Raw genomic sequence first — 21,685 nt, forward strand, 5'->3', positions numbered from 1 at the left:
CTGTCAAATTACCACATGGTGTGAGCCTCTAGCTGAAGTCGAGGCCCAAGAGAGCGTTTTCGGTGACCTCAGGCAAAGCTGGGTGAATCCAGTACTGCTTTTGAGCGAAGTCACGCACGTCAATATCAAAAGCCATGACAGTAATCATCTGCTGGATAAGTGTGGATGCCTGCGGGCCGTAGTAGTGAGCACCGAGGAGTTTTCCGGTCTTTTTATCAGCGATGAGTTTGCAAATACCGTCGGTATCTTCCATAGCCCAGCCATAAGCAACATCGCCGTAATTTTGAACCTTGACGGTGATGTCGAAATTTTGCTCGCGGGCTTCTTCTTCGGTAAGGCCAACGGTCGCAATTTGTGGGTGCGTAAAGACAGCCGCAGGGACATTCTCATGCGGCATCGGCACCATATCATCAGGATTTAGCATGTTGTGACGAACTGCCTTGGTCTCTGCATTGGCGACGTGCTTGAGCATGTGCGGTGAGGAAACATCGCCAAGCGCCCAAATGCCTTGCGCGGTGGTGCGGCCATAGTCATCGACCTTGACACGGCCATCCTCGTGCATTTCAACTCCTGCGGCATCCAAATTCATCTGGTCGCCATTGGGAATGCGACCGGTTGCAACGAGGATCGCGTCTGCTTCTAATTCGACACCGTTGTCCAACGTCGCTTTAACGCCGGTGGCGGTATCTTCCAAGTCGCGGACATTGACGTGGGTAATAACGTTGAAGCGCTCGCGCGCTTGCTTATTAAAGCGTGCAGACAGATCCGTATCGAGGAAGCGCAGTAAGGTTTCGGAGCGGTTGACCACGGTGACTTCGGTACCCAGGCCATCAAAAACATGCGCGAATTCCATCGCGATGAACCCACCGCCGACGATAATCAGGCTGCGTGGCTGCTTCGGCAGGCGCATGATGGTTTCATTGGTGTGATAGGTGGCGCCGGAATTAGTAATCGCAGAAGGAACGTGTGGGCGAGAGCCAGTCGCAATGATGATTTCATCGCCAGTAATAACATCATCACCAGTTTTGATGGTTTTCGGCCCAATGAATTCTGCATGCTGGTCGTAGACAGTAATATTCGGAGTTTCATCACCGCGGCGATAAGCTTCGCCACCTTCTGCGATTTTATCGATGCGGTTGGTAAAGACTCGATCGACGATAGAATCCCAGTCGACGTTGGTTATCTCACCAGTGAGCCCTAATTTTTGCGAATGCGTGGTTTGATAAGCCACATCAGCGGCATAAACATACATCTTGGTAGGGATGCAGCCGACATTCATGCACGTGCCGCCGAATTTGCCTTTTTCGATAATGGCGATGGAGATATCGTCATGCTCTGGGGTGGGGATAGAGTTGCCCGAACCGGCTCCGACGATGATCAAGTCATAGTGCGTCATTGTTGTCCTTAATTCTTAAATGTGTTCTTGTAGAAATTTTGCGGTTATGTCGAATGCTTCCTCACGCGCGTGAGGAAGGGATAAGAATACGTCGTGCCGCGCTCCCAAAATAGTGTACACGTCAACATCTTTGCCGAGGTGTGGTGCCCAGTGTTGAATCTGCTGTACATCCAGCACCGCGTCGGCCGTATCCGTTTCCGCGGTATAAGGCTGGTTCAGATGCGAGCGTGATGATGTCATCACCAATGTGGGCACTCCGACATCGATGCGGTCAGTGTGGACGAGGTGTTGTCCGTTTAGTACAGCGCGCAGCCATCCTAAATATTTCAAGTGCCCACCTAAGGGTTTGAAAGTCATGTCATAGTTCCAGTCGGCATGGATGGATTGACCATAGGATTTTAGTCCACCGCCGGGCACCGCGAGGCGGGGGAAAATTTTGCCGACAACATTGACTACCCGGCGCAGGATGCCCACTTGCCAGTGGTTGAAGTACATCAAATCTAACCAAGGACTATTGAGAACTAGGGCGGGGATTTTCTTACTGGGTGATTGGTTAAGCCACATCGATACGATGAGCCCAGCAGTGGAGTGGGCGAGGGGTACCACGCTTGGGTGCTGCTTTTCGATGACGCCCAAGGCGGCGTCAAGGTCTTCAAAGTAATACTCGAAGTTTGAGGCATAGTGCCATAGCTCGCCGTCCTGGTGAGCGCGGCCGCTTTTACGCAGATCGACAGCGTAAAAGGCATAACCTTGCTCGTGGAAATGCTGCGCAACGTGCGCCTGGAAGAAATAATCGGTCATTCCATGAACCCACAATAGCGCCGGACGGCCGGCTATCGGTTCTGGCTGATAGCGAACCAGTACAGCCTGGACGTCCCCGGAACCGTCTGGATCTTTGCCCAAGGGAAGTGTAAGAGCTTCAAAGTCTTCTCCCAAGGTATCGGGCCGCCAATTGTGTAGTTGTTCCATAAACACAAATATAACGAATCTGAATTCATCGTGTTGCCTAGGCTGAATCTACTTTTAGGCACCCTTAGGCGTATGATTATAAGAGATGCGTGCTGTGTGCGCCTTTAAATTTATAACTTTTATTCGATGACGAAGAGGTAATGTCTGGTGTCCCCCGCAAAGAATGCAGGCCAAGCAGTTGATACCGTCGACGTCGCACTTATTGGTGCTGGCGTCATGAGCGCGACCCTGGGTGCGATGCTCAGGGAGCTGGAACCAAGTTGGACGCAGATGATTTTTGAGCGTCTGGATGGCCCAGCTCTGGAATCATCTTCCCCGTGGAATAATGCTGGTACCGGCCATTCCGCATTGTGCGAGTTGAACTACACGCCTGAAAAGGGCGGCAAGATTGATGTCTCCAAGGCAATGGCCATCAATGAGCAGTTCCAGGTGGCACGTCAGTTCTGGACCCACCAGGTCAACAACGGCATCCTGGTAGACCCACGCGAATTCATTAACCCAGTCCCACACGTGTCCTTCGCACAGGGCGAAATCCAGGTGGATTACCTGAAGCGTCGCTATGACATGCTCAAAGACAACCACCTTTTCCCAGGCATGGAGTTTTCCGATGACCGGGAGGTCTTCAACGAGCACCTGCCATTGATGGGCCGTGGCCGTTCGGCAGACAGCAAGGTCGCTATCTCCTGGACCAATATCGGTACTGACGTTAACTTCGGTGCTTTGACCAAGCAGTTCTTGACCGCTGCACGCGCTGCAGGCACTGAAATTCGCTATGGCAACGAAGTAACCACCATCAAGCGTGACGGCGCTGGATGGAAGGTCTACACCAAGAACGTTCACACCGGTGACACCCAGATCGTCAACGCGAAGTTCGTCTTCGTTGGCGCTGGTGGCTACGCGCTTGACTTGCTGCGCAAGGCTGGCGTGCGTGAGGTTGCTGGCTACGCTGGCTTCCCAGTCTCTGGTCTGTGGCTGCGCTCTACCAATAAGGACTTGGTAGAAGAGCACAACGCCAAGGTATACGGCAAGGCAGCTGTTGGCGCGCCACCAATGTCTGTTCCACACTTGGATACTCGCGTCATCGACGGTGAGAAGAGCTTGCTCTTTGGCCCCTACGGCGGCTGGAGCCCGAAGTTCTTGAAGCAGGGTTCTTACATCGACCTGTTCAAGTCCATTCGCCCTTCCAATATACCTTCCTACCTGGGCGTTGCCGCGCAGGAGTTCGGTCTGACCAAGTATCTTGTGCAGGAAGTGCTGAAGGACTTCGATGACCGCGTGGAAGCACTGCGCGAATACGTGCCTAGCGCAGATGGCGCGGATTGGGAGACCGTTATTGCGGGTCAGCGCGTACAGGTTATTAAGCCTGCAGCTGCTCCTCGTTTCGGTTCCTTAGAGTTCGGCACCACCTTGATCAACAACCCAGAGGGCAATATCGCTGGTCTGCTCGGTGCATCACCGGGTGCATCGATTGCTCCAGCAGTCATGCTGGAGCTTCTGGAGCGCTGCTTCGGCGAACACATGATCGGCTGGGCCGACAAGCTGTACGAAATGATTCCTTCCTACGGCGAGAAGCTGGGCAAGAACCCGAAGCTCTTCGAAGAAATCTGGGAGATCACCCAGAAGACTCTGCAGCTGGAAAACGCTCCAGAGTTCTAAGTCCCGCAGAAGGTTAAAAACCCCTCGAGGTCGCCCGGGTTGGATAAATCCGGGTGATACTCCTGGGGCTTTTTTACTGCTTCCAGCAGCTCCAAGTAGTAGGAGAGATCCCCATCAGTTGCCTGTTTGAGTGCCTTATCCAGTGGCTGATTGCGTGGGATGGTGATGGGGGAGTCGGGATTTTGCTTATGGTTTTCCACGGTGATATCGCCCTCGATCTCTTGGACATCTTCTGCTTCTAAAGCAGCGTTCATGATGTCGGTGAATTCGGCCATGGTGGAGTTGGCGATATCGATGGCGTGGTTCGGATCTTCATCGAAAAGCGGCAAAAGTGTTTCCGCTAACCGAGCCAAGTTCCAGCCTAAAATGCTCGGCTGATTGCCGTAGCGATAGCGTCCTTGCGTATCGATGGAAGAAAAATAGGTGTTGATATCAAACTGCTCCATAAAAGCACACGGGCCATAATCGATGGTCTCACCCGATAAAGTGGTGTTATCGGTATTCATGACGCCGTGGATAAACCCTAACCGCTGCCATTTTGCGACTGTGTTCGCTTGCGCGTGCATGACCTTGCGGAAAAGCCCTTGATAGTCTTCACCCGGATAGTGTCGGGCGATGGCATAATCAGCCACTGGTTTAATCTGATCCGTCATCGCCGCGTATTGCATGGTGCCCACACGCAGGTGGCTTGCGGCAGTACGCACGACAATCGCACCGGGAACAACCCTGTCACGCTGGATTTTGCGGCCCGTGCTGATAACCGCCAACCCGCGCGTGGTTGGAACCCCTAGCGCGTGCATGGCCTCGGAAACAAGGTATTCGCGCAGCATCGGCCCGAGTGCACCGCGGCCATCGGAACCAGGGCGGGAAAAGGGAGTGCGTCCAATTCCTTTGGCGTGGATATCTTGCCCGCCAATTTCGCCGAGTAAAAGCGCTCGGCCATCACCTAAGACAGGGGAGAGCTGGCCGAATTGATGCCCAGAATAGGCTTGCGCATAAGCAGTGCCGGAGCGGCCAAGCAGGAATTTTAAGCCCTTGTCAGACTTGAGAAAGTCGACGTCAAGACCGAGGCTTTCTGCTAATGGTTCATTGAGCAGGACCAGTTGCGGATCCGGTTGTTCTTCACCGTGGGCCGCGCGGACCATATCTGGCAACGCTTCGGCATAGCTGTGTTCTAATTTCATGAGGTTAACTTCCCGGCGACGCGGATGTGTACGCTGCCGCCGATCCAAATTTCTTTTCCGTCATCGAAGACGTGGATGATGCCATCTCGGCCGAGTTGGCTACCTTGGCTGGCCGTATAAGTGTCTGGAACGTGTCCGCGTTCGCGCATAAACTGCGCCACTGAGCCATTCAAAGAACCGGTTACGGGGTCTTCGAGGCCGAACATGAAGGCGCGGACTTCATAAGCAGGGCCCTGCCCGTCATAGGTGCCCACCACGCCCACTTTTTGTTGGTGCTGGCTTTTTGGCTTTAGCTGCTTCACGGCTGTGGCATCGCGCAGCTGCAGGATTTTCCAGCCGGGGCCGTTATCGCCCCAGCCGTGGTCGATAACCTCATCTGAAGAAATATTGAGCGCATCGCAGGCGCTGGCGAGCTCGTCGGCGGAAAGGGGGCCAGACTTGAGCAGCTCAGGTGTCGCGAAAGAGAAGATCTTCTGCTTTTCCCCTTCGTTATTGCGGATGGCTTCTTCTTGAATAGTAACCAGTCCCAGCGCGCACTCTTGGACAATGCGACCATGTTTGTGCGGTTCAATGCCCAAAGAACGCCAGGCACGCGCGCTGCCGAGGGTGGGGTGGCCGGCAAAGGGGAGTTCTTCAAAGGGCGTGAAAATGCGGACGCGATAGTCGGCAGAAGACTCTGTAGGCGGAAGCAGGAAGGAAGTCTCGGAGAAGTTAATCCACGCGGCGATGGATTGCATTTGTTCGGTGTCTAATTCACCGGCATTCGCGACAACCGCCAAAGGATTGCCGGAAAAGGGCGTGGTGGCAAAAACATCAACTTCAAAATACTCATGCTCCATGCCTCATAGTCTAGGTCACTGCCACCAGGGGACTGCAAGGGATTTAGTATTTAACTTCATGACCTCAAAATTTTCCCCATTTACGCAAATGGCTGACGGTACTGTGAAACAAATCAACCCCTTTTCAGGCACTGAGGTCTGGACCGTGCCGGGGCGGGCACATCGCCCTTTCGACGAAGTAACACCAGAATCCAAGGCGTCCTCGTGTGCTTTTTGCTGGGATCGGAAACTAGAAACTCCGCCGGAGAAAGCACGCATGCTTTCCGATGCCACCATCTTGCGTAACGTGCCTGTACCCCAGCTGGATGCCACGGACCCGGATTTTCGGCGCATCCCGAATCTATTTGACATAGTCAGCTTTGATTACTGGCACGCCAACTACGGGCTGGACGCAAATTATGCGCTTATCGATGCCTACTTAAACGATGACAGTGGCTATCAGCATGTCCAACAAGTGGTGGTGGCAAAGACTAAACAGCGGCTCGAAGGAAAGGAGCTCGCATTCGCAGCCCGCGGTTTTTTCTCCGGCGGCCATGATGTGATTGTGGCGCGCAGTCACACCAAATCTTCCGGAGAGATGTCCAAAGAAGAGCACGCGCGCTTTATCTCCTTTACCGCTGATTCGATGCGAGACCTGTATGAGCGCCACCCGCATGCGAATTATGTGGTGGCCTTTCAGAATTGGCTCAAACCTGCCGGGACATCTTTTGACCACCTGCACAAGCAACTAGTCGCCATTGATGACCGCGGCCGGGCGCTGCGTAATCTTGAACCCCTGGTGCTAGAAAACCCGAATATCTTCCAGGACAAGGGACTTGATGTCGCGCGGCGCCATAACCTGATTATCGAAGAAAATGAGCATGCGGTGCTTTTTGCAGGCTTCGGACACAGGTATCCGACCCTGGAGGTCTATTCGAAGCATCCAGGGCGCCCGTGGGAGCACAGCGAAGAGCAAATTCGTGGACTCAGTGATGTTTTGCATACCGCGCACGTAGCGATTGGCAGCAATGTTGCCTGCAACGAAGAATGGCACCACCAGCCGGCAGATGTCAGCTGTGCGATGCCATGGCGAATCAACCTGAAATTACGCGTGTCCACGCTCGCGGGGTTTGAAGGTGGCACGCATATCTACATCAACACCATTTCCCCATGGGATCTGCGCGATAAGATCTTGGCAGCGCTAGACAACCATCGTTAGCTGCTTGCCGTTGACTTCGGTGAACTTAAAGCCCGGAGTGTCCATGATGTCATCAATGCTGGTGATGACTTTGTCGGCGATTGCGCGCGCGAGTTGGCCTTTGTAAAACTTGTTGAAGTGTGAGATCACTTTTCCTTCGGAATTTTCCACGCGCACCGTTACCGCGTCTTTGACCTTGCCGAGTGTTTGATAAGTACCTGAGCGCAGGTCGATGATGAAGTCATTTTCGGCCTCAAGTGCTTGCGTGATCGATTTTCCCCAGCGTGACTTCATGGTGGCATCGTCAAGCTTTGTGCCGCCGGATAGCCGATAAAACGGAATCATGTCCCGCGCGCGAACAACCCCGAACAGCGCTGAGCCGATTGCCAGCTGATCCCATGCTTTTCCGGAGAGGGTTTTGGCATCTAATGCGTCGTATAAAACGCCCGTGTAGCGATACAATGCCGGCATGGTGGGGCCGGTGAGAAGCTTTGTGTTTTCTTCTGCCTCCGGGCGCAGGGTTTCCGATATCTTTAACGCCTTCATTGCTTCGTCAACATCATAATTGCGCAGTACATCGACTATATTTTCTCGATTTTCTTGCAAACTGGGAAAGGACAGCGAGGCCAAATTTAAAGCTGGCCCGTCGCCGCCAAAAGCTTTTGTTTCACTAGGAGGGAGGATAATGAGCATGCTTTTACATTAGCCGTGTATTTTAGGATCATGATTACTCGCCTTTCTGAGCTGTTTTTGCGTACCTTGCGGGAAGATCCCGCAGAAGCTGAAGTTCCAAGCCACAAGCTACTTGTTCGCGCAGGTTACCTGCGCCGTGCCGCACCCGGTGTTTATTCCTGGTTGCCACTGGGGCTTCGCACCCTGCGCAAGATTGAAGATGTTGTGCGTGAAGAAATGAATGCTATCGGCGGCCAAGAGCTACTATTCCCAGCGCTTCTGCCACGTGAACCATATGAGCTTACGGATCGCTGGACCGAATATGGCGATAACTTGTTCCGCCTGAAAGACCGCAAGGGCGCGGACATGCTGCTGGGGCCAACCCATGAGGAGATGTTTGCCCAAACGGTTAAAGACTTGTACTCCTCATATAAGGATTTCCCGGTTACGCTGTACCAAATCCAGACCAAGTACCGCGACGAAGAGCGTCCACGCGCGGGTATCTTGCGCGGCCGTGAATTCATCATGAAGGACTCATACTCCTTCGATATGTCTGATGAAGGCCTCGAAGAGTCCTATGCGCGCCACCGCAAGGCGTATCAAAATATCTTTGACCGCTTAGGTATCGAGTACGCGATTTGCCGCGCGACTTCGGGTGCTATGGGCGGTTCAGCCTCAGAAGAGTTCCTCGCGGTCTCGGAGGTTGGCGAGGACACCTTCGTGCATGCCACCGATGGTGATTACGCAGCGAATGTTGAAGCCGTGGTTACTCCTGTTCCTGCGGAAATTGACTTCACCAACTTGCCTGAGGCAAAGGTCTACGAAACCCCAGATTCAGAGACCATCGACACCTTGGTCGAGTGGGCGCGTGCAGAAGGCATTACTATCGATGGCCGCGAGGTCACCGCTGATGACACCTTAAAGTGCATGATGGTCAAGATCACCCAGCCAGGCGAGGAGCCAGAGCTGGCTGGCGTTTTGATTCCAGGCAGCCGCGCCTTGGCACCAAAACGTCTGGAAGCAGCGTTGGAGCCAGCGACCTTTGAGCTAGCTACCGATGCTGACTTCAAGGAGAATTCCTTCTTGGTCAAGGGCTATGTTGGCCCGCGTGGCCTCAACTCCAATGGCGTTAAGGTCTACGCTGACCCACGCGTGGTCTCCGGTACTTCTTGGATCACCGGTGCTGATAATAGGAACCACCACGTGGTTGGTTTGGTTGCAGGCCGTGATTTCCAGATTGATGAGGTTGTTGAAGCGTCTGAGATTCATGAGGGCGACCCAGCTCCAGAAGGACAAGGCACTCTGACTCTGAAGCGCGGCATTGAGCTTGGCCACATCTTCCAACTGGGCCGTAAGTACACCGAAGCTTTCGATGTGCAGATTCTGGATGAAAACGGCAAGCGCGCTGTACCTACCATGGGTTCCTACGGCATTGGTGTCTCGCGCATGATGGCGGTCCTTGCTGAGCAGCGCCATGATGAAAAGGGCCTGAATTGGCCGCTCGATGTTGCTCCTTACCAGGTGCATGTGGCGGTTGCGAACAAGGACCAGGATGCGATTGAAGCCGGCAATAAGCTGGTGGAAGCACTGGACAAGGCCGGCGTCGAGGTGCTTTTCGATGACCGCCCGAAAGTTTCTCCTGGCGTCAAATTTAAGGATGCCGAATTGCTCGGCATGCCATTCTGCGCAATCTTGGGCCGTTCTTTCAAAGACGGCATCATCGAATTGCGCATTCGTGGCGGCGAAACCTTGGAAGTACCAGCAGATTCCATCGTGGAAGAGCTGCTCGCGCGACTATAGTTTTGCGGCTGCGTGAATGAGCCAGTTGCGCCACTGCGAATCTTTTGCGGTGGCTGCGGCGGCTTCGAAGTGATTTCGGCTAGAATGCACTAGTTCCTCAGCGAATTGTTCCGCGGAAGAATCATCTGGCCAGTCAGCGGAATACGCGGGGGAAGATGCGGGGGCATCTTCCCCGAGTAGGTTTTGCAGTTCTAAAATCAGCTCCGCATGCGCTTGCGCGTCAACTCCTGCGCCATGAGCCTCGGCAACATCGAGTCCATACACCGTGGCATATTCAAACTCTAAAAGTTCTGTCGCTTGGGTGAGTGTATCTTCACTGGGGGCATCGGGAAGCGGTGCGTCACCGCTAGCTAACTGGACGGCTTGGCGGGCAAGCAGCGGGCGGGATTCCTGCGGAGCCTTATCCATCAGCTCGACTAACTGTGCCACTGCGGCTTGGGCTGACGTACTTGGGCCGGCTGGGTCTTCTTCATCGATGTGGCAGGTTTGCGGAACCTCACCATTTTCTTCCACACCGCAGATCCGGTTCACCTCTGCGAAGAGCTCTTCTGATTGCTTCAGGCGCAATTTCCCGTAGTTGGAGTCATCGGCATCAGCGCGCGCGGTTTGCGCAAGCTCCACTAAGGCGGAATCTGGCCGTGGGCCAAAGAAATCCACAACGGCACAGGAAGACAGCACTGGGACGCACGCAAGAAGCGCTACAAGAGAAAGTCGGCGATTCACGTGGAAGACCTTACCCGCTCACCGTTAAGCTAGAAGTTATGGCTTTCCCAAGTGAACAAAAATTAGAAGAATTCCTCGCCCCGATTTTAGCTGACCACCAACTTGATGTGGAACAGATCAAAACCACCAAGGCGGGCAAGAAATCCCAGGTAGTCATCCGAATCGATGGGGAGAATCGTCCATCCTCGGATGTGCTTGAACAGATGTCGCGCATCATCGGCGAAGCCTTCGACGCCGCGGAAGAATCCGGTGAACTCAACTTCGGTGCCGGTTACACCCTCGAAATCTCTACTCCAGGGGTAGACCTACCGCTGACTGCTGCGCGACACTTTCGACGCAACCGTGGCCGAAAGATTAAATCCTCACTCGGTGAGCTGCGCATCGGCGCTTTAAGCGAAGATGAACTAAACGTGGTTGTTGTAACAAGCACCAAAGATATAGCCAAGGTACAGGTACAGCGATTGGAAAACCTTGTGGGTTCAGTGGTAGAAATTGAATTCGCACCTGCTCCCACCGTAGAGCAGGATATCGTCGAGCTCAGCTTCGAAGCTGCCAAGGAATTGGCGGCGGAAGACTAAGCTGGCCAAATAGGCTGACTGCTTGCTTACAAAGCAGTAATTGTTGGAATCGTTTAAAGGATGAATAAGTGAATATTGATATCGACGCGTTACGTGCAATCGAAACCGAGCGCGGTGTTCCAGTAAATGATTTGCTGACTTCAGTGGCCGGTGGCTTGCTGTATGCCTACACCGAATACCGCGACGGCAACATCGAGGAAGACCATAAGGCCCGCGTAGATATTGATGCTGATACCGGCGAAGTTTCTGTCGTCGTTACCGAAATCGATGAAAGCGGCGAAGTCATCACCGAATTTGATGACACTCCCACCAACTTTGGGCGAGTTGCGGCACCTGCTGTCCGCGACGCCATCTACAAGCGCCTGCGTGAAGTAGAAGCAGACCGCGCATATGATTCCTATGCAGAACTGCAAGGCACCGTTGTCTCTGGCGTGGTTCATCAGGACGCACATGCCAATTCCCGTGGCATCGTAGTTGTGCAGTTGGGCACCGAAATTGACATCAAAGAAGGCAAAACCCAAGACGGAATCTTGCTCCCTGCTGAGCAAATCCCAGGCGAGCGTCTTCGTCACGGCACCCGCGTGCGTGCTTATGTCGTAGGAGTGCAAAAAGAAGGCGCGCGTGTCCAAGTTCTTCTGTCACGCACACACCCTGAATTGGTCCGCGGCCTGTTCGAGCTGGAAGTACCAGAAGTTCTTGATGGGGCAGTAGAAATTGTTGCCATCGCGCGTGAAGCTGGACACCGTTCGAAGGTTGCCGTGACCGGCCAGGTCAAAGGTCTCAACGCTAAGGGTGCCTGCATTGGCCCACGCGGTCAGCGCGTAACCAACGTGATGCAGGCGCTCGGCGGAGAAAAGATCGACATCATTGATTTCAATGAAGATCCGAGCGTGTATGTCGGCAATGCTTTGGCACCGTCAAAGGTCGTGCGAGTAGAAGTGCTCGACGAGGAAGCTCAGCTGGCACGCGTTACCGTTCCTGATTACCAACTGTCTTTGGCCATTGGTAAAGAGGGACAAAATGCTCGCCTTGCCGCGCGTCTGACTGGATGGAAGATCGACATCCACTCGGATGCTGACAAGGTGGAATAAATCCCCGGGTCACATCGTTGTAGTGTCGTGAGTTCAATTTTGGCGATGTTTCAAGTAGGATTGACAATGGCCCAAGTGCAGCAGGAAGGAGTTGGTTTTGAGCCGACTTCGAATGTGCATAGCAACACGACAACGTCTACCGGATACGCAGCTATTGCGTGTGGTGGCTGATACGCAAGGTTGTATCATCCCCGATCCTGGCAGGCGGCTTCCCGGCAGGGGAGCCTGGATTACTCCAGATTTAGCTGCATATGAGCTTGCGGAGAAGCGTCGGGCTTTTGCTCGCGCACTCCGGCTGTCCGCACCCGTGGATACAGGTCAAGTACGAGAGTACATATCCAAGACCTTCGAGATTGTAAGGAAGACCGAACACTGATGAGCACACAACGATGAAGCATCAGCGATGAAAGTCAGTAACTGATCCTAGGGGCGCCTTGTCGCCTCTAGGGAAACTAAGAGGAGACAAGTGGCAGGTAAGCTACGCGTTCATGAGCTGGCGAAACAGCTCGGAATTACCAGTAAAGAACTACTCGGCACGCTCAAAGAGCAAGGCGAGTTTGTAAAGACCGCATCATCGACCATCGAACCACCGGTGGTTAAGAAGATGCGTGCACACTATGAAGCACAGGGGATCGGCAAAGATAACACCGAGGCCCCGACTAATGCTGCTCCAGCAAAGCCAGGCGCTCCTAAACCAGGCGCGCCAAAGCCAGCAGCACCTAAGCCTGCAGCTGCTAAGCCAGCAGCTGCAAAGCCAACCCCGGCTAAGCCAGCAGCTGCAAAGCCTGCAGCTCCGAAACCGGCTTCACCTAAGCCGGCGACGCCGAAGCCAGAGGCAGCAAAGCCAGCAGCTCCTAAGCCGGCAGCACCAAAGCCTGGTGCTCCGAAACCAGGTGCTGAGGGCGGCCCAACTCCACGCTCTATGCCAAAGCCTGGCGGTTCACGCCGCGTGGCTAATAACCCATTTTCTTCCGGTGGCGGTTCAGGCGATCGTCCTGCACCTCGCCCAGGTGGAGCAAAGGGTCCACGCCAAAAGCCACAGGGTGGCAAGCGTGATGGACAGCGTCCAGACAACCGTGAAAACAAGCCACAGTCTGGTGGCCAGTCAGGTGGTCGCCGTCCGTCGCCAGCGATGATGCCTTCGCACCCGAACCCAGCAGCAATGCCTCAAAAGGCAGCAGCTGCGGGTGGCCGCGGTCGTGGCGGTCGTCCAGGCAAGGGTGGACCAGGTGCCGGTACCGGCGCTGGTGCACCAGGCGGATTCCGCAGCGGTCCAGGTGGACGCGGCGGACGTCGCGGTGGCACCGCTGGTGCATTCGGCCGTCCAGGTGGCGCACCACGTCGTGGTAAGAAGTCGAAGCGTCAGAAGAGGAATGAATACGAAGAGCTACGTGCACCAAACGTAGTTGGTGGCGTACGCCTTCCAGACGGCAAGGGCGAATCAATTCGCCTGCGTCGTGGCGCATCCTTGGCTGACTTCGCCGAGAAGATCGGTGCAGATCCAGCAGCATTGGTACAGGCACTGTTTAACCTCGGTGAAATGGTGACCGCAACTGCTTCCGTTTCGGAAGAGACCTTGCAGCTGCTGGGTGCTGAAATCAACTACGATGTTCAGGTTGTTTCCCCAGAAGACGAAGACCGTGAACTGCTGGAGTCCTTTGACCTGCAGTTCGGTGATGACGAAGGCACTGAGGAAGACCTTGCTAAGCGTCCTCCAGTTGTTACCGTCATGGGTCACGTTGACCACGGTAAGACGCGTCTTCTGGATACAGTTCGTCGTACCAACGAAGGCGCGGGCGAGGCCGGCGGTATTACCCAGGGCATTGGTGCATACCAGACCCAGGTTGATATCGACGGTGGCGAGCGCACCATTACTTTCCTGGATACCCCAGGTCACGAGGCGTTTACCGCCATGCGTGCCCGCGGTGCAAAGTCCACTGACTTGGCAATTTTGGTTGTTGCTGCAGACGACGGCGTTATGCCACAGACCGTCGAAGCAATCAACCACGCCAAGGCAGCAAATATCCCAGTCGTGGTTGCCGTGAACAAGATTGATAAGCCAGAAGCTGCTCCGGACAAGATCCGTGGTCAGCTGACGGAATACGGTCTGGTTCCGGAAGAATATGGTGGTGACACCATGTTCGTCGACATCTCGGCGAAGGCTGGCACCAACATCGATGCATTGTTGGAAGCTGTAGTCCTAACCGCTGATGCGGCTCTGGAACTAACTGCAAACCCAGACATGGATGCACAGGGTGTTTCCATCGAAGCTCACCTCGATCGTGGTCGTGGTCCAGTCGCAACCGTTATCGTTCAGCGCGGTACTTTGCGCGTGGGCGACTCCATCGTCGTGGGCGACTCCTTCGGTCGCGTACGTCGCATGCTCGACGAGTTCGGTCAGGACGTCGAAGAAGCTGGTCCATCCCGTCCAGTTCAGGTTCAGGGTCTTAACGGTGTTCCTGGTGCTGGTGACAATCTCTTGGTTGTTGAAGACGACCGCGTGGCGCGTCAGATTGCAGCTCAGCGTGACGCACGTAAGCGTTCTGCACTGCAGGCTAAGTCCCGCAAGCGTGTTTCCCTTGAGGATCTGGATTCAGTACTTAAGGAAACTTCGACGCTCAACCTCATCCTCAAGGGTGACAACGCCGGTTCTGTTGAAGCACTGGAAGACGCACTGCTTGATATTGAGATTGATGACGAGGTACAGCTCAACATCATCGACCGTGGTGTTGGTGCAGTTACTCAGACCAACGTCTCCTTGGCTGCCGCCTCTGATGCTGTCATCATTGCCTTCAACGTTCGCGCAGAAGGCAAGGCAACTGAAGAAGCTAACGCTGAAGGCGTCGACGTTCGCTACTACACCGTTATCTACCGTGCTATCGAAGAAGTTGAGCAGGCACTCAAGGGCATGCTCAAGCCAATCTACGAAGAGCGCGACACCGGTGCGGCAGAGATCCGTGCCCTGTTCAAGTCCTCCGCTATCGGTACCATCGCTGGTTGTATGGTCACCGAGGGCAAGGTCAAGCGCAACGGCAAGGTACGTATTGTCCGCGATGGCAATGTCATTACTTCCGATGCCAAGATTGAGTCCTTGCGTCACGAGAAGGACGACGCAAACGAAATCAACGCTGGTTACGAGTGCGGTATGGTTCTGTCCTACCCAGATATCCAGGTTGGCGACTTCATCCAGGCATACGAAGAGGTTGAAGTGCCACGTACCTGATAAAGGTACGAGCTACATCGTGTAGCAATTCGTATTAGATTGCTATTGAAGCCGGGCCCTGTGCCCGGCTTCTTTAGCCCTTAAGCAAGTGTTTTCGAATTCTAAAAAGTACACTAGGATTGTCCAAAGCTAGTTAAGAAAAAGTAGAGGCGGATATCATGGCTGATCATGCACGCGCGGCCCGGATGGCAAAGCGCATTCAAACTATTGTGGCAACCGCCATCGAGCGTGAAATTAAAGATCGCAGGCTTGAACTTGTCACCATTACTGATACCCGTGTTACCGGTGACCTACATGACGCAACCGTGTTTTACACCGTGCGCGGCGTTGACATTGACTCAGAACCAGATCTGGATCAGGCTGCTGAAGCTCTAAACCGTGCCAAGGGGCAGCTGCGCAAGATCGTTGGCGATCAGTTGCAGGTGCGCTTTACCCCGACCTTGGCTTTCGAGTTCGATGCTGTTCCAGAAGCATCAGCTCACATGGAAGCATTGCTTGCACGTGCCCGCGCACGTGATGAAGAGCTGGCGAAGCTCAAGGAAAATGCTAAGCCAGCTGGCGAAGCTAATCCATATAAGACGGATGGGGAATAAATCTGTCCATGTCCTCTATTTCAGAAGTGGTGGGAGCACTCCAGGAAGCTGACTCGGTGTGTATCGTGGCCCATCTCCGTCCAGATGCAGATGCTTTAGGTTCGATGGCTACGTTGCACCTGGGGCTAGAGCAACTTGGTAAAAAGACTCGTTGCGTAGTTGGCCAAGATTGGCCCATTTCAGAGAATCTTTTTACGATTCCAGGCACTGACACCGTGGAAGTAACAACGAGTTTGCCCACCGGCTATGACTTGTATGTCACGGTGGATTGCGGCTCGTTGGATCGCACCGGATTGCTTGCACGCGATTTAGCCAAGGCCATCCGACGCGGCAACGTGGTCTGCATTGACCACCATGCCTCTAACCACGGTTTTGGCAATATCAACTTGGTTGATGTCTCGTGTGAGTCGACGACGACGGTTTTAGCACCGGTACTGGAAGAACTTGGTGTGACTCTCAACTCTGAGATAGCGCATGCAATGTATGCAGGTTTGGTCACTGACACCGGAAGTTTCCGGTGGGGCCGGCCCCAGATGCACAGCTTTGCTGGAAAGCTGATGGAGTACGGGCTAGATACCAAGCAGATCGCCGTAGATCTGATGGACTCCAACACAGCAGAAGATTTGCAGATGCTTGGTCGAGTGCTGGCTAATGTGCAGATTGTTCCGGCCGGCAAGCACACCATGGCGGTGCTGGTTGGTCGCTATGATGTCATCTCCGGGCATTCGGATTCTGCAGTAGAGACTATGGTTGATTTCGTGCGTGCTTTAGATGGCACGGATTTAGGCGTGGTGTTTAAGGAACAGGTGCCAGGATTTTGGGCTGTTTCACTACGCTCTAATGACGTCAACTGCTCGCAGGTTGCTCGCCGCCTTGGTGGCGGGGGACATGTTCCTGCCGCAGGGTATTCGACCTCAGGAGAGCCAGAAGACATTATTGCGGAACTAGTGGATATCGTTGGTCAGTTCTAAGGATTCCCAAGTATCTGCGCGGAGGGTCTTCGGGCTTGCGCTACCGGCGCTCGGGGTATTAGCGGCGATGCCGCTGTATCTTTTGCTGGATACAGCGGTGGTCGGGCGCCTAGGTGCATCGCAGTTGGCGGCTTTGGGCGCGGCTGCGGCGGTGCAGTCGGTCGTGACTACACAGCTGACTTTCTTGTCCTATGGCACCACCGCGCGGTCCTCTCGGCTGTTTGGGTCAGGGGATAGGCAAGGGGCAATCGCCGAAGGCGTGCAGGCGACTTATGTTGCGCTGATCGTCGGCTTCGGGCTGGCGTGCATCATGTGGCTGTTTGGCGGCCAGATTGCTTTGTGGATGACGGGTAATCCCGAAACCGCTAGTCTGGCTGCCTCGTGGCTGCACGTCGCTGCCTTATCGATTCCCATCACACTCGTGGAAATGGCCGGAAATGGCTGGTTGCGTGGAGTCCAAGATACTAAACGGCCATTGTATTTTACGCTCGCAGGCTTGATCCCAGGCGCGATTGCTGTGCCGATATTTGTGCACTGGTGGGGGCTTGTGGGCTCCGCCTGGGCCAATGTTTTGGGCATGGGCATTATTGCTCTGCTATTTTTGCTCGAGTTGAAAAAGCAGCACACCGGCTCGTGGCGGTTGCGACCCCGCGTTATTAAACGTCAGTTGGTCTTGGGGCGAGACTTGATTATCCGTTCCGCGAGCTTGCAGGTGGCATTCTTATCGGCCGCGGCGGTAGCAGCACGCTTTGGTACTGCTCCATTGGCAGCCCACCAAGTCATGCTGCAGATATGGAATTTCCTCACGCTGATTCTAGACTCGTTGGCTATCGCCGCCCAGACGCTCATCGGCGCTGCCTTGGGCGCGAAGTCAGTGGATACAGCACGCAATGCTGGACAGAAGATCATTGTCTACTCGACGATATTCTCCGCTGCTTTGGCGTTGGTCTTTGCACTCGGCGCAGGATTTATCCCGCGGATTTTCACCTCGGATGCGGACGTCTTAAATGCAATGGCAATTCCGTGGTGGATTATGATTGCCATGATTATTGCTGGTGGCGTGCTTTTTGCCATCGATGGCGTGCTGCTGGGCGCAGGCGATGCTGCCTTCTTGCGCACGATTACCGTTGGCTCTGTGATCATCGGCTTTTTGCCGGGTATCTGGATTGCTTATGCACTAGATTTCGGACTCGCAGGTATTTGGGCAGGCCTTGCTGCGTTTATCCTTCTGCGTACAGTCGCTGTTGTTTTCCGCTTTTATTCGATGCGTTGGGCAGTAGTGAGCTAACGACTTGCGGGAGAGAAACGATAAACCTGAAAGAGTACCTGCTGCTAAAGTTTCAGGGGTCAATATTTTCTTAAGCGAGGGGTAAACCATGGCTGGAAAGTTATCGCACACGACGTTGTGGGCGGTTTCTGACCTGCATGCAGCCGTTAAGGCAAATAACGGCCGCATCGATGAAATACAGCCTACGAATTCTTCAGACTGGTTAATCGTGGCCGGAGATGTCGCTGAACGCACGGACTTAGTGCTCCGCGTGCTCCACAAACTGCGTACACGTTTCGCCAAGGTTATTTGGGTACCAGGAAACCACGAGCTCTTTTCACGATCGACAGATCGGTATCGCGGGCGTGAGAAGTATGACGAGCTGGTAGAAGGCTGTCGTGATATCGATGTGCTAACTCCGGAGGACCCTTTTGCGGTGTTCAACGGGGTTACTATCGCGCCGCTTTTTACTTTGTACGACTATTCTTTCCGTGCACCGGGCTCCACTGTTGAAGACGCAATTGCGGCCGCCGTGGACCGCCAAATCATGATGACAGATGAAATTGCGATTGCTCCATTCGTGGATGTGCGCGCATGGTGCTGGGACCGGCTGGCGTATTCGATTAAGCGTTTGTCACGCATAACTGGTCCGACGGTGCTGATTAATCACTGGCCACTAGTGCAAGAACCAACGCTGAAAATGCGGTGGCCAGAAATTGGTCTGTGGTGCGGATCTCGGCATACTCGGCATTGGCCAACCCGTTATAACGCTGAAGCAGTAATTTATGGTCACCTTCATATGCCATCTGTCGATAAGATTGATGGGGTAGACCACATTGAAGTTTCTTTAGGATACCCACGCGAGTGGATGGCTCATCAAGGTCATCAACTGTGGCCCTATCCCGTGTTGACAATGGAGGAGGGTGCGCAATGATGATTCAGCAATCTCTTTTCCCTGACGTCGCGCGATTTTGCTACGTCAAGACGGACCCGCAAGCGGCGGACCTTGTTAATTTCAATAACCTGCACCCGCTGGAACAATCTGTGGCTGCGCATTCGGTGGCTACCCGCAAGGCCGAATTCGGGGATGCTCGTTGGTGCGCTCACGAAGCCTTGAAGGAATTGGGCTACCGCGGAGAAGAACCGATCCTGCGTGGTGAGCGCGGAATGCCACTGTGGCCGACGGGCTACGTTGGCTCACTGACACACACCCCGGGGTTTCGTGCAGCGGTTGTTGCACCAACCTCGCAAGTGATGTCCCTAGGACTCGATGTTGAAGTAGCAGAGCCCCTGCCAGAAGGCGTGCTAGAGATGATTGCGCGCTCAGGTGAAATCCCGCAGATTAACCGGCTGCGCAAGGCAGGAATTTCTTTTGCCGACCGCCTGTTATTTTGCGCCAAAGAAGCAACCTATAAGGCATGGTTTCCCATGACTCATCGTTGGTTGGGCTTTGAGCAAGCTGAAGTAGACATCCGCGAAGATGGAACGTTAATTTCCTACTTGCTGGTTCGCCCGACACCTGTGCCATTTATTTGTGGGCGCTGGATGGTCCGCGATGGCTACATCATTGTCTCCACCACGGTAGAAGCAGGCGTCGGACACGAGCGCTTGGCGTATTAAAGCGTTGAAGGGTGCGCAACAAAGACGGTGGAGAGGCGTTTGCCCTTTTCTTTGACTAACGCGATAGACCGTCCATCAGGACCTACCGCAGCATAAGTTCCTTTCACACCGCGCGGCTCTAACCACTGACCCATGGCGAGCTTATGCGATTCCTCAGCGGTGACATCAAGGCGGGGATAGCACCGCACGAGAGCCTCATCTAGATTCAGGGAGAGCTCCATGCTGTCCAACGGGGAGGCATCGTCAAGCGAAAATGGCCCAACCTCAGTACGCCGAAGAGCAGTAAGGTGTCCACCCACGCCAAGCGCCTCGCCTAAATCGCGCGCGAGAGACCGGATATAGGTTCCTGACGAACATTCCACCACGACATCGACTTCGCGCGGGCTGTTACGGCTTTCTAGCACCTCAAAACGGCTGACGGTGACGGGACGTGCGGGGATATCAACGTCTTCACCATCGCGAACTCGCTGATAAGCACGCTTGCCATCGATCTTGATCGCGCTGACCTTCGCAGGCTTTTGCATAATATCGCCGGTTAAATTCGCAATCGCAGAAAGAATTTCCGCATCGGTGATGTGCGCAGCGGAAGTTTGAGAGATAATCTCGCCTTCAAAGTCATCGGTGGTGGTTGAAGCACCTAAAGAAATCGTGGCGTTATAGGCCTTTGTCGCAGTCACCATGTGCGCAAGGAACTTGGTTCCGCGTTCAATACCCAGGATTAAAACGCCGGTGGCCATGGGATCTAAAGTGCCCGCATGTCCCACCTTGCGAGTACCAAACTCCCTCCGTACGCGGGAGACCACATCATGAGAGGTCATCCCGGCCGGTTTATCCACAACAACAAGTCCTGAGTCAGTCATGAGGCCATAGTCTAATCGGCAAGCAAATGATCTAGCATGTAAGGCGTGGATATTTGGTACGGAACAGCAGCAGTCCCAAAAGACTTAGACAACAGTGCAGTCACCATTGGTGTCTTCGACGGCGTGCATCGCGGGCATCAGAAATTGATTAATGCCACTGTTGAAAAAGCACGCGAGGTGGGCGCGAAAGCCATCATGGTTACTTTTGACCCGCACCCGGTGTCCGTGTTTCTCCCGCGCCGTGCGCCGCTGGGGATTACTACCTTGGCTGAGCGCTTTGCGCTGGCGGAAAGCTTTGGCATTGATGGCGTGCTAGTCATTGATTTTACCCGCGAACTCTCTGGTACTTCGCCGGAGAAGTACGTGGAATTTCTTCTAGAAGACACGCTGCATGCCTCACACGTGGTGGTCGGAGCTAACTTTACTTTTGGGGAGAATGCCGCCGGCACCGCAGATTCCTTGCGGCAGATTTGCCAGTCGCGCTTGACCGTTGATGTCATCGACTTGCTTGACGATGAAGGCGTGAGGATCTCTTCCACGACCGTGCGCGAGTTTCTGTCTGAAGGAAATGTTGCGCGAGCCAACTGGGCTTTGGGACGGCACTTTTATGTCACAGGTCCAGTAGTCCGTGGTGCTGGCCGCGGAGGCAAGGAGCTGGGATTTCCCACGGCGAATCAGTACTTTCACGATACGGTCGCTTTGCCTGCCGATGGGGTCTATGCCGGCTGGTTGACCATTTTGCCCACCGAGGCACCCGTAAGCGGGAATATGGAACCTGAGGTGGCTTATGCCGCCGCTATTTCAGTGGGAACCAACCCGACCTTTGGCGATGAGCAGCGTTCTGTGGAGTCTTTTGTACTCGATAGAGATGCTGATCTTTATGGTCACGACGTCAAAGTGGAATTTGTTGACCACGTGCGGGCAATGGAAAAGTTTGACTCCGTCGAGCAGCTTTTGGAAGTCATGGCTAAAGACGTGCAGAAAACCCGCACTTTGCTAGCTCAGGATGTGCAAGCACATAAGATGGCGCCTGAGACCTACTTTCTACAAGCAGAAAGCTAAAAGC

General features: G+C 54.2%; 20 protein-coding genes. 13 read left to right on the forward strand and 7 right to left on the reverse strand.

Annotated features, from left to right (window positions below):
* Positions 1–28 precede the first annotated feature (28 nt).
* Complete coding sequence (mtr, locus tag CSTAT_RS05395; RefSeq protein WP_075722737.1) at positions 29–1,396, reverse strand: mycothione reductase; 1,368 nt, start codon at positions 1,394–1,396, stop codon at positions 29–31.
* Positions 1,397–1,411: 15 nt separating this feature from the next.
* Positions 1,412–2,365 (reverse strand): alpha/beta hydrolase, encoded by a 954-nt coding sequence (locus CSTAT_RS05400; protein ID WP_075722738.1) that lies wholly within the window; start codon positions 2,363–2,365, stop codon positions 1,412–1,414.
* A gap of 147 nt (positions 2,366–2,512) precedes the next feature.
* Here CSTAT_RS05400 and mqo point away from each other — a divergent pair, with 147 nt between their 5' ends.
* Positions 2,513–4,021 carry a malate dehydrogenase (quinone) gene (gene mqo / locus CSTAT_RS05405; RefSeq protein ID WP_075722739.1) on the forward strand — a complete coding sequence of 503 codons (1,509 nt, stop codon included), beginning with the start codon at positions 2,513–2,515 and terminating at the stop codon, positions 4,019–4,021.
* On the opposite strand, the gene CSTAT_RS05410 is transcribed toward mqo, so the two are convergent.
* Positions 4,018–5,205, reverse strand: a complete 1,188-nt coding sequence (locus CSTAT_RS05410) for a protein adenylyltransferase SelO family protein (RefSeq protein WP_075722740.1) — start codon at positions 5,203–5,205, stop codon at positions 4,018–4,020. The two genes, mqo and CSTAT_RS05410, sit on opposite strands and share 4 nt — an antisense overlap.
* Positions 5,202–6,044, reverse strand: a complete 843-nt coding sequence (locus CSTAT_RS05415) for a PhzF family phenazine biosynthesis protein (RefSeq protein WP_075722741.1) — start codon at positions 6,042–6,044, stop codon at positions 5,202–5,204. Before CSTAT_RS05415 ends, CSTAT_RS05410 begins: the two co-directional genes overlap by 4 nt.
* A 58-nt stretch (positions 6,045–6,102) precedes the next feature.
* On the opposite strand from CSTAT_RS05415, the gene CSTAT_RS05420 reads away from it, so the two are divergent.
* Positions 6,103–7,242, forward strand: coding sequence for a DUF4921 family protein (locus CSTAT_RS05420; RefSeq protein ID WP_244892909.1), 1,140 nt, complete (start codon positions 6,103–6,105; stop codon positions 7,240–7,242).
* On the opposite strand, the gene CSTAT_RS05425 is transcribed toward CSTAT_RS05420, so the two are convergent.
* The gene (locus tag CSTAT_RS05425) at positions 7,225–7,914 is read right to left on the reverse strand and encodes a YaaA family protein (protein WP_075722742.1); all 690 of its coding nucleotides are present in this window, start codon (positions 7,912–7,914) and stop codon (positions 7,225–7,227) included. The genes CSTAT_RS05420 and CSTAT_RS05425 overlap by 18 nt on opposite strands.
* A 30-nt stretch (positions 7,915–7,944) precedes the next feature.
* Here CSTAT_RS05425 and CSTAT_RS05430 point away from each other — a divergent pair, with 30 nt between their 5' ends.
* Positions 7,945–9,693 carry a proline--tRNA ligase gene (locus CSTAT_RS05430; RefSeq protein WP_075722743.1) on the forward strand — a complete coding sequence of 583 codons (1,749 nt, stop codon included), beginning with the start codon at positions 7,945–7,947 and terminating at the stop codon, positions 9,691–9,693.
* Here CSTAT_RS05430 and CSTAT_RS05435 read toward each other — a convergent pair.
* Positions 9,688–10,416: a hypothetical protein gene (locus tag CSTAT_RS05435; protein ID WP_244892910.1), complete on the reverse strand. Its 729-nt coding sequence runs from the start codon at positions 10,414–10,416 to the stop codon at positions 9,688–9,690. The genes CSTAT_RS05430 and CSTAT_RS05435 overlap by 6 nt on opposite strands.
* A 38-nt stretch (positions 10,417–10,454) precedes the next feature.
* Here CSTAT_RS05435 and rimP point away from each other — a divergent pair, with 38 nt between their 5' ends.
* From rimP to CSTAT_RS05480, 9 genes are all read left to right on the forward strand, one after another.
* A complete protein-coding gene (rimP, locus tag CSTAT_RS05440; RefSeq protein WP_075722744.1) occupies positions 10,455–10,994 on the forward strand; it encodes a ribosome maturation factor RimP in 540 nt (179 codons plus the stop codon).
* A 68-nt stretch (positions 10,995–11,062) separates the two neighbouring features.
* Complete coding sequence (gene nusA / locus CSTAT_RS05445; protein ID WP_066793397.1) at positions 11,063–12,085, forward strand: transcription termination factor NusA; 1,023 nt, start codon at positions 11,063–11,065, stop codon at positions 12,083–12,085.
* A gap of 112 nt (positions 12,086–12,197) precedes the next feature.
* The gene (locus tag CSTAT_RS05450; RefSeq protein ID WP_088859209.1) at positions 12,198–12,461 is read left to right on the forward strand and encodes a YlxR family protein; all 264 of its coding nucleotides are present in this window, start codon (positions 12,198–12,200) and stop codon (positions 12,459–12,461) included.
* A 90-nt stretch (positions 12,462–12,551) separates the two neighbouring features.
* Entirely contained in the window at positions 12,552–15,308 is a 2,757-nt protein-coding gene (gene infB / locus CSTAT_RS05455) for a translation initiation factor IF-2 (RefSeq protein WP_075722745.1), read from the forward strand.
* A 158-nt stretch (positions 15,309–15,466) separates the two neighbouring features.
* Positions 15,467–15,901 carry a 30S ribosome-binding factor RbfA gene (gene rbfA / locus CSTAT_RS05460; RefSeq protein ID WP_066793406.1) on the forward strand — a complete coding sequence of 145 codons (435 nt, stop codon included), beginning with the start codon at positions 15,467–15,469 and terminating at the stop codon, positions 15,899–15,901.
* 8 nt (positions 15,902–15,909) lie between these two features.
* Complete coding sequence (locus tag CSTAT_RS05465; protein WP_083640697.1) at positions 15,910–16,872, forward strand: DHH family phosphoesterase; 963 nt, start codon at positions 15,910–15,912, stop codon at positions 16,870–16,872.
* Positions 16,859–18,160: an MATE family efflux transporter gene (locus CSTAT_RS05470; protein WP_075722747.1), complete on the forward strand. Its 1,302-nt coding sequence runs from the start codon at positions 16,859–16,861 to the stop codon at positions 18,158–18,160. Before CSTAT_RS05465 ends, CSTAT_RS05470 begins: the two co-directional genes overlap by 14 nt.
* Positions 18,161–18,248: 88 nt before the next feature.
* A complete protein-coding gene (locus CSTAT_RS05475) occupies positions 18,249–19,073 on the forward strand; it encodes a metallophosphoesterase family protein (protein WP_075722748.1) in 825 nt (274 codons plus the stop codon).
* Positions 19,073–19,759, forward strand: coding sequence for a 4'-phosphopantetheinyl transferase family protein (locus tag CSTAT_RS05480; protein ID WP_066797522.1), 687 nt, complete (start codon positions 19,073–19,075; stop codon positions 19,757–19,759). The genes CSTAT_RS05475 and CSTAT_RS05480 overlap by 1 nt, the downstream gene beginning before the upstream one ends.
* On the opposite strand, the gene truB is transcribed toward CSTAT_RS05480, so the two are convergent.
* Positions 19,756–20,619, reverse strand: a complete 864-nt coding sequence (truB, locus tag CSTAT_RS05485; RefSeq protein WP_066793424.1) for a tRNA pseudouridine(55) synthase TruB — start codon at positions 20,617–20,619, stop codon at positions 19,756–19,758. The genes CSTAT_RS05480 and truB overlap by 4 nt on opposite strands.
* Positions 20,620–20,664: 45 nt before the next feature.
* Here truB and CSTAT_RS05490 point away from each other — a divergent pair, with 45 nt between their 5' ends.
* Positions 20,665–21,681 carry a bifunctional riboflavin kinase/FAD synthetase gene (locus tag CSTAT_RS05490; RefSeq protein WP_075722749.1) on the forward strand — a complete coding sequence of 339 codons (1,017 nt, stop codon included), beginning with the start codon at positions 20,665–20,667 and terminating at the stop codon, positions 21,679–21,681.
* Positions 21,682–21,685 lie beyond the last annotated feature (4 nt).

The organism is Corynebacterium stationis (genome assembly GCF_001941345.1).
In the GTDB taxonomy this organism is placed as follows: domain Bacteria; phylum Actinomycetota; class Actinomycetes; order Mycobacteriales; family Mycobacteriaceae; genus Corynebacterium; species Corynebacterium stationis.

Excerpts from the sequence above, each read along its gene's own strand:
- mtr (WP_075722737.1), bottom strand. The coding sequence starts at position 1,396 with ATGACGCACTATGACTTGATCATCGTCGGAGCCGGTTCGGGCAACTCT.
- CSTAT_RS05400 (WP_075722738.1), bottom strand. The coding sequence starts at position 2,365 with ATGGAACAACTACACAATTGGCGGCCCGATACCTTGGGAGAAGACTTT.
- CSTAT_RS05410 (WP_075722740.1), bottom strand. The coding sequence starts at position 5,205 with ATGAAATTAGAACACAGCTATGCCGAAGCGTTGCCAGATATGGTCCGC.
- CSTAT_RS05415 (WP_075722741.1), bottom strand. The coding sequence starts at position 6,044 with ATGGAGCATGAGTATTTTGAAGTTGATGTTTTTGCCACCACGCCCTTT.
- CSTAT_RS05420 (WP_244892909.1), top strand. The coding sequence starts at position 6,103 with ATGACCTCAAAATTTTCCCCATTTACGCAAATGGCTGACGGTACTGTG.
- CSTAT_RS05425 (WP_075722742.1), bottom strand. The coding sequence starts at position 7,914 with ATGCTCATTATCCTCCCTCCTAGTGAAACAAAAGCTTTTGGCGGCGAC.
- CSTAT_RS05430 (WP_075722743.1), top strand. The coding sequence starts at position 7,945 with ATGATTACTCGCCTTTCTGAGCTGTTTTTGCGTACCTTGCGGGAAGAT.
- rimP (WP_075722744.1), top strand. The coding sequence starts at position 10,455 with ATGGCTTTCCCAAGTGAACAAAAATTAGAAGAATTCCTCGCCCCGATT.
- CSTAT_RS05450 (WP_088859209.1), top strand. The coding sequence starts at position 12,198 with ATGTGCATAGCAACACGACAACGTCTACCGGATACGCAGCTATTGCGT.
- rbfA (WP_066793406.1), top strand. The coding sequence starts at position 15,467 with ATGGCTGATCATGCACGCGCGGCCCGGATGGCAAAGCGCATTCAAACT.
- CSTAT_RS05465 (WP_083640697.1), top strand. The coding sequence starts at position 15,910 with ATGTCCTCTATTTCAGAAGTGGTGGGAGCACTCCAGGAAGCTGACTCG.
- CSTAT_RS05475 (WP_075722748.1), top strand. The coding sequence starts at position 18,249 with ATGGCTGGAAAGTTATCGCACACGACGTTGTGGGCGGTTTCTGACCTG.
- CSTAT_RS05480 (WP_066797522.1), top strand. The coding sequence starts at position 19,073 with ATGATTCAGCAATCTCTTTTCCCTGACGTCGCGCGATTTTGCTACGTC.
- truB (WP_066793424.1), bottom strand. The coding sequence starts at position 20,619 with ATGACTGACTCAGGACTTGTTGTTGTGGATAAACCGGCCGGGATGACC.